Annotated in this window: 11 protein-coding genes; 10 read left to right on the forward strand and 1 reads right to left on the reverse strand. The window is 40.0% G+C overall.

The annotated features are described in order from the left end of the window. From ILA26_RS07485 to ILA26_RS07530, 10 genes are all read left to right on the forward strand, one after another. A partial coding sequence (locus ILA26_RS07485) for a Cna B-type domain-containing protein (protein WP_292895927.1) occupies window positions 1–1891 on the forward strand: 1891 nt, incomplete at its 5' end. 438 nt (window positions 1892–2329) lie between these two features. Further along, a complete protein-coding gene (locus tag ILA26_RS07490; RefSeq protein ID WP_292895929.1) occupies window positions 2330–2851 on the forward strand; it encodes a hypothetical protein in 522 nt (173 codons plus the stop codon). Further along, window positions 2848–3000, forward strand: a complete 153-nt coding sequence (locus tag ILA26_RS07495; RefSeq protein WP_292895931.1) for a hypothetical protein — start codon at window positions 2848–2850, stop codon at window positions 2998–3000. Before ILA26_RS07490 ends, ILA26_RS07495 begins: the two co-directional genes overlap by 4 nt. Window positions 3001–3011: 11 nt before the next feature. After that, on the forward strand, window positions 3012–3368 hold the full coding sequence (locus ILA26_RS07500) for a hypothetical protein (protein WP_292895933.1): 357 nt from the start codon (window positions 3012–3014) through the stop codon (window positions 3366–3368). A 209-nt stretch (window positions 3369–3577) separates the two neighbouring features. Further along, window positions 3578–3775, forward strand: a complete 198-nt coding sequence (locus tag ILA26_RS07505; RefSeq protein ID WP_292895935.1) for a hypothetical protein — start codon at window positions 3578–3580, stop codon at window positions 3773–3775. Window positions 3776–3849: 74 nt separating this feature from the next. Continuing rightward, window positions 3850–4116, forward strand: coding sequence for a hypothetical protein (locus ILA26_RS07510; RefSeq protein ID WP_292895937.1), 267 nt, complete (start codon window positions 3850–3852; stop codon window positions 4114–4116). A gap of 170 nt (window positions 4117–4286) precedes the next feature. Then, window positions 4287–5135, forward strand: a complete 849-nt coding sequence (locus ILA26_RS07515) for a hypothetical protein (RefSeq protein WP_292895939.1) — start codon at window positions 4287–4289, stop codon at window positions 5133–5135. Continuing rightward, a complete protein-coding gene (locus tag ILA26_RS07520; RefSeq protein ID WP_292895941.1) occupies window positions 5113–8790 on the forward strand; it encodes an ATP-dependent helicase in 3678 nt (1225 codons plus the stop codon). The genes ILA26_RS07515 and ILA26_RS07520 overlap by 23 nt, the downstream gene beginning before the upstream one ends. Window positions 8791–8917: 127 nt before the next feature. Next, window positions 8918–9766: a hypothetical protein gene (locus ILA26_RS07525; RefSeq protein WP_292895943.1), complete on the forward strand. Its 849-nt coding sequence runs from the start codon at window positions 8918–8920 to the stop codon at window positions 9764–9766. Window positions 9767–9810: 44 nt separating this feature from the next. Further along, window positions 9811–10707, forward strand: coding sequence for a hypothetical protein (locus tag ILA26_RS07530; RefSeq protein ID WP_292895945.1), 897 nt, complete (start codon window positions 9811–9813; stop codon window positions 10705–10707). A 1-nt stretch (window position 10708) separates the two neighbouring features. On the opposite strand, the gene ILA26_RS07535 is transcribed toward ILA26_RS07530, so the two are convergent. Beyond that, window positions 10709–11296: a zinc ribbon domain-containing protein gene (locus ILA26_RS07535; RefSeq protein ID WP_292895947.1), complete on the reverse strand. Its 588-nt coding sequence runs from the start codon at window positions 11294–11296 to the stop codon at window positions 10709–10711. Between the last annotated feature and the right edge of the window lie 230 nt (window positions 11297–11526).

The raw sequence follows: 11526 nt of genomic DNA on the forward strand, positions 1-11526 counted from the left end.
TACTGTTTCAGTTACTAACAGTACTCTTGGTAATTATACTTTGACTAATACTCATGTTCCTGAGGTTACTAGTGTTAATGTGACTAAGATTTGGAACGATTCAGATAATCAGGATGGTTTAAGGCCTCCTGTGGTTACTGTTGAGTTGTGGAATGATACTGCTTTAGTCGGTACTATTGAGTTGACTAATGCTTCTGGTTGGAAAGGTAATTTCACTGATTTGCCTGTTTATTCCAATGGAGCTAAGATCAATTACACAGTTAAAGAGGTTAAAGTTGCTAATTATACTGTTTCAGTTACTAATTCAACTTTAGGTAATTATACTATTACCAATACTCATGTTCCTGAAACCACTAGCATAAATGTCACTAAGGTTTGGAATGATATGGATGACTATGATGGCATCAGGCCGGATAACGTCACTGTTGTATTGTTAGCAGATGATGATGAGTATGGCCGTATCGTTTTAAACGACAACACTGGTTGGAAAGGCAATTTCTCTGATTTACCTGTTTACAAAGATGGTAAGAAAATCACTTATAGTGTTAAGGAGATTGAAATTTCAAATTATACTTCTGAAATTACTCAAGTTTCTAACGGCACTTTTGTAATCAAGAACACTCACAATCCTATATGTGATTTGGTAATCAGCAAGTATGTTAACGCAACCAAGGTATTCGTTAATGATACTGTGGAATGGAACATAACTCTCGTTAATAAGGGACCTTCTCATGCAGTTGGTGTTGTTGTTAATGACACCTTGCCTGATGGTTTGAAAATCGTCAGTTCAAGTGTGACTGCCGGTAGATTTGATGAAAAAACTAGGATTTGGAAGATTGATGCATTAGATGTTAATCATCCTGTTTTCCTTATTTTAGTTACTCAGGTTGTAACTAACGGCACCTTCACAAATGTTGTGGTTGTAAATTCCACAACCCCTGACTCTAACGAAACAAACAACAAGGCAAACAACACAACTGAAGCTGATCCTATTTGTGATTTGGAAATCAAAAAGCTTGTAAGCTCCAAAAAAGCCTATGTGGGTGAGGAGTTAACATGGACCATTATTGTAATAAATCATGGTCCTAGCGATGCTTTTGATGTTAAGGTTCAAGAGGACATTCCAAGTTCATTGAGATTTATAAGCTACACTGCTACTAAGGGTAAATACGACAAAAACAGCCAAGTTTGGACAATCGGTAAGCTGGAAAGCGGTTCAAGTGTGACTCTCACAATTGTGACTGAAGTCTTGAGCGTTGGAAACATTACAAATCCTGTGGAAGTCAATTCATCCACTCCTGATTCAAACAAAACCAACAACAAGGCAAACAATACCACTGAAGCCTCTGAAATCTGTGATTTGGAACTTGTAAAATCATCAGACAAGAAGGTTTACCGTGTCGGCGATACCATGCACTGGATTATTGAAGTGGTCAATCATGGTCCATGCACTGCAAAAGGTGTTTGGGTCAGTGATGTCATGCCATCCGGCGTGAAATACATTGGTTATTCCGCTTCAAAAGGTAAATACGATAAAGCAACTGGAAATTGGACAATAGGCAATTTGGCAAAAGGTGAAAAGGTCACTTTGGACATCTTGTGTAAAGTGATCTCTCCGGGTTTAATTACCAACAACGCTAACGTAACAACCAGCGTTAACGAAAGCGATTTGACTAACAATTTCGATAACGCTACTGTTAAAGTTGTTAAAAACGATGAGCCTGTACCACCTACTCCAAAACCGGATGTTCCGGTTCCAGAACCTATTCCTGAACCTGAAAATCCAGTTCCTCAAACAACTATGCATGCTACTGGTAACCCATTGGCATTCCTTTTAGTTGCTATTTTCGCAATATTTGGTGCATTTTGGTCAAGGAAAGAACAAGAATAATTCAAAACGGAAATTAAAATAACTAGATTTCATATCTAGTTACTTTTTTATTTTTTTAGGGCAATTTTTTACGTACGAGAAACTTATTTTTATTTGTTTAATATTGGTTAGCGGATGCTATGAAAACATCAAAAAATCAAAACCTTTATATACTACCTGAAAGTAATATTAATGTGCACTTTAAATTATTCGAAAATTTAACCACATCATTTAAAAAATTGTAATCGAGACTCTATACGAACTTTTTGACATTAAAAAGGGGCTGATAAAAAATGACACCACAAGTGAAGCAAACTGCATACTGGAGTGCAGGGTTCTTTTAGACCGCAATGGTTGTCAACACAAGACAACCGTATCAACCAAAATCAGCAATTGTAATCAGATATCATAGCACATGCTATGTTTGAACTATAACTATCATCATTTAGAGGAATAATAATGGAGACTACCCAAAAGATTAATGTAAATGTTAAAAAGACTGTCGAACAATCAGTAGCCGGAAACAGCGAGTTCCATTTCTATGTGGATGAGCTTGCGGCGGACAACAGCATGCCCACCTACATCGGCAGGGCGGATGAGAAGTACACATTCGATGAGATGGATGAGGCCTTCTTTGAGTTTCTTGAAAGGAAATCACATCAGGATGGAATATTCATAAGACTTGTATTTTCCATGTCTGATGTCAGGGACGGTGAAACTTCGTTCATTTTGGAATACGGAAACATGAAGGAGAATTTCACACCAAAAGACATTGACGATGTCCTGGTCTTTGAATTTGCCGACTTTGGCATTAAGGTCAAGGAGGGGGAGGTCACTTTCGGTGCATCAGTGGAAAACGGCTGCGGCAGGGGAGTTCACTTTGCCGAGTTCGGGTCAAATGACGGAAACAGACAGTTCCTGTCATTGGAAAACCCGTTGAACAAGCGTGTCATTGAAATCATGGAGGGGATGATAAAATGATAACAAACTTATTGACAGCGGTCCAGCTTGTGATAGTGATATTTTCACTTCTGCTTGTGTTTTACAATCTCATGAGAGGTGACAACAAGACAAGCACATATCTTGGACTGCTTTTCAACACATGCCTGTTATGGTTGACTGTAATTTAGTTGAGGTTTAAATGGAGCTTGATTTGGTTAGATATTCATCAGAGATTTATGAGTTCCTGAGTGTCCAGACACTTAGGGACATTGACTATGGGGTGTTGGACTTATCCGATGTTAAGGATTGCAGGTTAAGGGAAGTGTTGCATTTCCTGGAGGAGCTTTTTACTATGGAGCTGAAAGTCAACTACCAGGAAAACGAAACCGGGCTCTTTCGGGTTCAGGTTTCAAGGGGAAAGTATTGCTATAGGGAATTTGGCCACATCATCGAAGCTGATTCCATTGGGGAGTTAAAGGAATTGGTTTTAGGTGAAAACAGAATTTGGTATGTGTTTGACGAAATTTTGGCACAGGAATGTGCAGGATATATTTAACAAGGGGGAGTTATATGGCAAGAACTCATAAAAAAATTAGGCCAAAAGACGTGTATTTCAACCGTGAGAGGAAAATCAATAAGCTGATCAACAGGTTCATGAAGTTCATATTTCACAGCAATCTTAACAACCTGGACATTTATGACGAGACAAACAGGCTGAGACTGGACATAAAGATGAATTTCGACATGCAATCGGAGGAGCTTCACATGCAAAGCAGGCGAAGGAGATTCGTATACTATGACCAGCTCTCCAAGTTCAAGACTGTCTACAGCATCTGGAAGAAGAAGTCCTTCCCTGCATTCATCACAAGGGTCTTCGATTTGCCTGAGCACCTGATAAGTTCCCTTGAGTGGTTCTACAAGGGTTTGAAAATGGGTTATGCAGTGAACTATTCAATATTTTAGGAGGGATCATATGGATTCAAGTTGTTTTGAGATAATCAAAGAGGTTTCACGTCCTCAAATAGCAGGAGGCAACAATGAGAACATGTCCTAACTGCAGCAGGAGCATTAATGAAAGCTTCACCTATTGCTGGCGGTGCGGATGCAATCTCGAGGAGAATTCCCTTGGAGATTTCACGACACCTCACATGAATGTCTTTAGGCAGGATGAGGATTACATTTACATTTTCTCCGTCCATGGAAGGCAGGTGGTTTTAAAAGCCTCAAGCATCGATGAGCTCAGGATGCTTGCCCACATGAACAAGTTTCCATGGAAGGACACAGAAATCGAGGATTTAAACTGATCCTTGATTTTTTTCACGATGACAGCTGTTTAACTGGGGTTTTTGATATAATCATTTTGTTCACCTTTGTTTTTACAACTCCTATTTTAAAATTTTTCCCCGGTTAAACAGTAATAATATGCTATTTTTAAAAAGTTTTTTAATCTATCTAAAACAAATACAAACTTATAATGATTAACGAAGTTACAATTTCAAGGTTGGATGAACTTATTGGGGACTATGACACTCCATTTTTCAATTATCTGCTCTACTCATATGGATTGAGCCTTAACGATTGCGAGGTCATAATTGCAGATTTGAAAAGCGACATCGATTCAAACAGGGTCATAGTCGATAATCTGGTTTCCACTTTGGAGGACTATTTCAAAAGAAAGGTCATTGAGCTTGAAAAGGAATCCAAGCTTGAATATCTCTCTGATTTAATCAGTCCCGAAGGCGACTATTACGACAGGTTTCTCAAGGCATATGACCTGAGCCCAAATGAAATCCGCCTCATCCATTCCAAGGTCGAGGCCAAGATCATGGAGGACAACATCACCGACTTTGAAATCAAGCGTTACCTTGACTACTATTTTGCAAATGCGGTCAAGCAGGGCTCATATTTCAGGGACCTGGACAGGATTGTCGGCAATGCATATGATACGTTAATCATAGAGAAGGCCAAAAGGGACTATCCCATACTGGTTGACAGGGACATTGTCAATATAGTTTTAAATATAAGGGGAAAGATTATAGATGCCGTGGAATTCAAGAAGGGCATCAAGCATGAGTTTTTTGTCCAGTGCATGCGCAAGAGTGAGGCCAAAAAGGCCAAAGCATTGTCAAATCTCGAATATTATGTTGAGGGAAGCGGCGATTCGTTTTCCCACTTTGTCAAGTCCAAGGGCCTGACCAGACAGGAGGGAAATGCAATTGTTTCCCAAATCAAAGAGGAGATTTCCCGTGGAATGATTCAGCCCGAATGGGTTGATGGTGTTTTTTTAACCAAACGATTTAATGAGTATAATGAGAGAGAGTAGCGTTTTTACTTTTCTTAAAAGTAAATATAGGAATTTATATGACCTTTGCGAGGTCATGGAAAAGCTGATTGTTGTTCGCAAATATCATCTTGCAATGGCAACAGCCAAAGCCATCCTTGATTTGTTTTGCAAGCAAACGGATAGGAACCTAGTGCTCACTATCGATGTATTTAATGATAGCTCTCTTACATTATCTGAAAGGGAAATGAAAAGTGTCCATAAAATATTGTTCACATATATCTATGAAGATTACTTTGAACCAATTGAGCAATTTTTGAAGGTTGACTACGAGTATGACTTCACGTTTCTGGGCCACAACCCGAAAATCACAAATGACGACATATACCTCATCATCAACAACCTGAATGTGAACTCAATAGCGCCTCGGCTTGTGGGCCTTGAGGGTGATGAACTTATACAGCTTGAGGACCTTGGTGCCGAGGACAAGCGAAATGTTCTTGATTTCATCGAGGGAAACATCAACGAGTTCATCAAGAATCACATATTGACATTGAGGCTTTTCGACAGTGAGGGAAATCCCCTTAATCGCCAATTGAACTTTGAGGCCGTAAAAAAGATCGACTACTGCAAGATAAGGGAAATTCCTCCCGACGTCGAGCTGGACGAGCATCAGGAAAGGGCAGTCAAGTACACGGAAAAGCCGCTGGTGATAAATGCAGGCCCCGGTGCCGGAAAGACCCGCGTGATTATTGAAAGGGTATGCCATTTGATAAGCGAAGGCGTTGACGCCGAAAGCATACTGGTCATCACTTTCACCAACAAGGCGGCCGAGGAGCTTCGCGAAAGGTTCAAGAAGGATACAAAGCTTGAATTGAACACAATTAGCCAGATGAGGATAAGCACAATACACAGCTTCTGCAGGGCAATCCTTCAGGAGTTCTCAGACATTCCCTACAACCTTCTAAAAAGGGAGTCCGAGCGAAACCTGTTTTTCAACAAGCACAAGCATGAGCTCGGATTCAAGGGCCCCGCATTCCTTAGAAACTACGAGTCAGGACAGGTCCTGAAGAAGTATGACGAGTATGCCCTCTTTGAGGTCGACTCAGAAGGACTTATAGATTATATCGAATCAAAATTCCAGCCTTCAGGGGAGTATCTTGAATATATTGGGGATTACTACGCCTCACATGGGGAGAACATGTACCCTTCCAAAAAGGAGATAAAGCAGCATCATTTCCAATGTGACGTCTACAAGGCAAGGTATCTCCAGATTGCAAAGTCCTACAATGACTGGATAGATTTGATGGAAAGGGAGCATGTATGTGACCAGAATTACCTTCTAATCAAGGCATTGGAAATACTATCAGATGACGACAACCTGAAGAGGGTCCAGTACACAAACATACTCATTGACGAGTTCCAGGACACCGATGCCGTTCAGATGCAGATATTCGAGAGATTGAAAGGCAAGTCAGACACATACACCGTCGTTGGGGATGCCGACCAGAGCATATACTCGTTCAGGGCGGCAAATCCGAAGTTCTTCAACGACTATGCCAAAAGCGACGAGTTCGAAAACAAGGTACTGGTCAACAACTACCGCTCAACCGCCGAAATCGTCGACTTCAACGAGAAGTTCATACGCGAAAAGCGGGAGGCCAAAAAGGACCTGAGGACAGTAAACGAGTCCAAGATGCCGGTCTATCTTCTGGAAAACCACGGGTCTGACGAGGAATACAAGGGAATCGCATACATTATCAAGAACCTGAAGGATTCCGGAAAGATATCAAAATACAGTGATGTCTGTGTGCTTTTCAGAAGCCACAAGGACAAAAAGGACATTCTTGACGAGTTTGACCGCCAGGACATTCCATATTACCTCAAGGGAATTGACGATTTGATCTATCAGGATGAGGTCAAGGCGATGCTTGCCCTTCTATGGTACATGCTGCCATTTGACCCCACAAGAATCGCATACTACGGTGACGGAGGCCAATGGATTAACCTCTCGTCATTCACAGACAAGTACTATGAGGCAAGCAAGGTGTTCAAGCTCTCCGCCAGGACAATGGACATTTTAAATGACATAGAGTCAAAATACCATGCGAATGTTGTTAGAATCAAGAACAACTATGAGGCGTTGGATTCCACTTTGAAGTCCAAGTCAATAATGGATGTCGTTCGTGACTATGCAGATGACGTTCTGGATGAGATGTTCGCCCGTGTGGGAAGCATTGACATCAGCAACTATTCCAGGGATGAGCTTATGGGCATTGGAATAACTGATGAGCATGACCTTGACTTTTTCGAGGATTTAAATGAGCTTAAATCATCATTGGCGGAAGTTAGAATGACCTCCCTTCAGATATTCTATGAACTGCTCAAGATTACCGGATACAGCGACGAGCTTCTCTCAAGAAAGGACTTTGATGCCAAAAAGGCGTCACTCAACCTTGCGCTGATATCCGAGATAATATCAGACTATGAAAACATCATGGGCAAATACGACCTGATTGGACTTTTCAACTATCTCTACCGTTCTCTCAAGTACTACTCCTGCCCGATCAATGAGGAGGAGGACAACTCGCAGAAGGTCCACATAATGACCGTCCACAAGGCCAAGGGGCTTGAATATCCTGTTGTAATCACCGCTTCCATCAAGGACAGAAGCTTCCCATTGACATTCTCAAAGCAAAGGAAGGACCATATATTCAACAACAATCCCGTCTATCCGACACCGAACAGGTTTTTGAAGTACAAGATTTCAGAGGACCTGGAGGCTCAGGAGTTCAACAGGGAAGAGGAAAGGGTGGTCTATGTTGCAAACACCCGTGCCGAAGAGCTGCTTATACTCTCAGTGGTGCTGCCCCGTGCCGGAATATTCATACCTGGCGTCCTTAAGGGTTATGAGGACGACCTTGTAAAGATTGAGCCGAGCGATGTCATTGACATGAAAAAGGTGACATCACACATGATTGCAGACACAAACCTCTTCAACCAGATTGAGTTTGAAAGCGTTCTCGATGATTATCTCGTGTGTCCCCTCAAGTACAACCTTGAAAACAACCTGAAGTTCAAGAACCCGAAAAACATCAACAAGTTCATAGACTCAAAGCTGCGTGTGGTCATAAACAGGCTTCACAATGACAAGTTCATGACAGACTGGGACAGGGAAAGCATAGAGTACTTGGTGTCTGAGGTGATACGCTCATACTCATTCTCTTCAGGCGAAAAGGCGCTTACGGAGCTTTTCAACAATTTCACCGAGTACTGGAACGACTACGGAAAGAACTTCGATGTAGTTGAAACCGCATTCAACGTAAGCCTTGAGGTTGCAGGATATGACATTAACGGTGTCATAGACCTTATTGTCCGTGACGGCGACGGTGTGAGCCTTGTTCACTTCATAAGGACAAGGGACTCCATGAGAAATTACCACTCATTCTATATGGATCTTCTCAGCTATTATGCAATTGCACTTAAGGAGAGGATGGACGTTGAGGTAGAAAACCTGATTCTATATGTTCTGGATGAGGCAAAGCTGTATGAGAAGGAGTTCAGACCTAATGAGTTTACTCATGACTATCTTGAAAGCGTTGTCGAGTGCATTTCATCCAATGACTATTCAAAGCATCTTGTGAACTGCGACAATTGTGAGTTCTGTGGCTTGACTTGTCAGGTTGAAAGGCAATGAAATATTGTTATTTGATTGAAATCTTATAATTTATTCTTAATATTGTTTTTAATTCATTAAATTTACTTTATATCAAATATAACAACTTTTAATACTTTAATTGATATATTACCTATTGGTGATTAGTATGCCATTGGGTAAGGATACTACATTTAAAGTTATTGGAAAAGATTTCCTAAAAAAGTTTCTTGAAATATTCGGTTTTGAAATTGAAATTGATTATTCCCAAATCGAAGAGTTGACTGGGGACTTGGTGCTTCTTGAGGGGGAAGTCAAGAAGCCCGATGCAGTATTTTCCGATGGAAAAGTGGTTTTGATGTTGGAATATCAAAGCACTAAACTTGATATAGACGATAAAAAACGCTTCAAAGTTTATGTGAGTGTTTGGGATTTCCAGAAAAACAAGGATAATAAACAGATTATCTTTGCTGTAGTCTCAACAGTTGACGAGTCTGGAATGGTTGAGTATAGCATCAACGATTGGGACATTTTCAAATTCCCAATACTATCACTTAAAGATTTGGATTCAAAGCAAATTATATATACTATTGAAACAAAAATTAAAAATCAAGACACATTTAGTGATAGGGAACTCATAGAGTTGGCCTTAACTCCCATTCTTCCCACAAATAGAAAAGATATTATTAATCAGTTCTTTGAAACTGCCGATTTGATATCAAGAATCAGCTTTCCCAATGAGGACATTAAGAATTCTGTTTGTGGATTGGTGCTGATGCTGACAAACATATATTTTGATGAGTTGGAAGAGGTTAGAAAAAAGATTCAAGGTGTTTATATGGGAAAAATAGATTGTGTTGTGGAATTCGGTCAAGAAAGATATGAAGAAGGAATTATTGATAAATCTGAAGAGATTGCCCGCAGGCTTATTGATGATGGTGGTTTTTCAGATGAAAAAATTTCCGAGCTTGTTGTGTTGCCATTAGAAAGGATTGTTGAATTAAGGAATTCCCTTTAATATTCAAAAACTTTTTTTATTTATGGAATTTAAATATTATATTTATGTCTCTCTTAAACATTCCGGATGAATTGACATGTGAAACCAGCCAAGGCAAGGTAAGGTTTTCAATAAATGGCAAGTCCACTTATTGGATTTGTAAAGATGACTCGTTTTTAAAAAGAATTGATGAACGCAATTTAAATCCATGCAGGTTATGTAATCATCTTGAAAAGGAGATTGAAATCAAAAATATCCTGGATGATGGTTTGGATTATCTAAATCGGGAAAAGTATCATAAAGCTATTTTTAACTTTGATGAGGTCCTATATTATGATTGGAGTCATGGCGAGGCGCTGTTTTTAAAGTCACATGCGCTTTTTGGCCAAAGGCATTTCGTCAAGGCATTGAGACATTACAGGCGAGCGGTCAGGGCGGATTCTGATTTTACTGACAACGATTACTACAGGCTTCTTTTGAAAAGCTCCAACGATGAGAGAAGCAACTTTCCAAAGCTTAAGCTCAACATCTATGCTGGGGACGAACATTTCACCAAGGGAGAGTTCGAAAAGGCCGTTGAGTCATATGATAAGGCCCTCATGAACCCTTCAAAGTTCAAGGAAAAGATATTGTCAAAGCTATTGAACAAGAAGGGAATGGCGCTTTTAAGGCTTGATGAATTCGAAAGGGCATACGATTGCTTTAAAAGCTCTAAAAATGAGTTCAGCAATTTTGGCCAGGGACTGTGCGAGCATGAGCTCAACTTAAACATCAATGATGATTTTAAAAGATTGCTTGACATCGACAAGAGATCCCAGCTGATGCAGGCGGAGGTATTGAAGGAATCCGGATTTGCGGAGGAGTCGCTTGCAGTCTGCAATCATCTCTACGAAAATCACTTCATCTGCGATGATTTCTATAAAAGGCTGGTTAAAATAAGAAGTGATTTAGGAAAATCCTAAATCATAAGAATTCAATTTTGTTTTTGTCGATTTGGTATGTGTCGTTTGCCACGACGCTTTTTTCTTTTGTTATCTCGACTGTAACGTGGTCAGGGTCAAACTTCTTGTATGAGTTGTAATATCCGAATGCGATTTCATAATCGATGTCTTTTGGATCATATATCACGTTTGACAATGTTTCGGTGCTTTGACCTATCCTGTCGTTGTTCTTGTCGAAATAGGTTGTCTTGACGATGTACCCGTTCAGGTCGGAAGGAATCTTTGTAAAGAGCGCTGATGTCACTATGGTGTAGTCGGTTTCATTTTCCTCCTCGTAATAGTAGGAGCTTCCGTAGACCGAACTTATTGTAAACTCCAATGAATCTGAACCGCTTGTGGCATCACCGGTCTCGTTGGAATGGTTGAAAGCGCCTGAAAGCAGTATCGCTCCAATTATTACTATTATGGCAATCACAACGAGGAATATCTTTCCGTTTGATAGTGTGCTGTAGCTGCTTGCGCCTTCATCATTGAATTTATGGCCGCAGTTTTTGCAGAACCTTGCCTCATCCGGGATTTCGTCTCCACATTTAGGACATTTTTTAGACAAGCTAATCACCTATGTATTAATTATGTCTTTTTACAATAAAAAAGTATATTTGGTGGGTCGTCCAAATATCAATTGTAAAAATATGATTTTTTTATCTTAATAATGCAAGAATACCACAACTTCTGTAAGTTGTGGATGAATTGTAAGTTGGGTATGCTATTTTTTTATTAATTTTTAAATAGTTATTTTCTTATAATAATTATTATGAGCAGTAATTTAAATAGGAATCA

The organism is Methanobrevibacter sp. (genome assembly GCF_017940815.1).
Taxonomy (GTDB): domain Archaea; phylum Methanobacteriota; class Methanobacteria; order Methanobacteriales; family Methanobacteriaceae; genus Methanocatella.

Bases quoted from the DNA above. Each gene is read 5' to 3' on its own strand.
- ILA26_RS07490 (WP_292895929.1), top strand. From the start codon at position 2,330: ATGGAGACTACCCAAAAGATTAATGTAAATGTTAAAAAGACTGTCGAA.
- ILA26_RS07495 (WP_292895931.1), top strand. From the start codon at position 2,848: ATGATAACAAACTTATTGACAGCGGTCCAGCTTGTGATAGTGATATTT.
- ILA26_RS07500 (WP_292895933.1), top strand. From the start codon at position 3,012: ATGGAGCTTGATTTGGTTAGATATTCATCAGAGATTTATGAGTTCCTG.
- ILA26_RS07505 (WP_292895935.1), top strand. From the start codon at position 3,578: ATGCAAAGCAGGCGAAGGAGATTCGTATACTATGACCAGCTCTCCAAG.
- ILA26_RS07510 (WP_292895937.1), top strand. From the start codon at position 3,850: ATGAGAACATGTCCTAACTGCAGCAGGAGCATTAATGAAAGCTTCACC.
- ILA26_RS07515 (WP_292895939.1), top strand. From the start codon at position 4,287: ATGATTAACGAAGTTACAATTTCAAGGTTGGATGAACTTATTGGGGAC.
- ILA26_RS07520 (WP_292895941.1), top strand. From the start codon at position 5,113: ATGAGTATAATGAGAGAGAGTAGCGTTTTTACTTTTCTTAAAAGTAAA.
- ILA26_RS07525 (WP_292895943.1), top strand. From the start codon at position 8,918: ATGCCATTGGGTAAGGATACTACATTTAAAGTTATTGGAAAAGATTTC.
- ILA26_RS07530 (WP_292895945.1), top strand. From the start codon at position 9,811: ATGTCTCTCTTAAACATTCCGGATGAATTGACATGTGAAACCAGCCAA.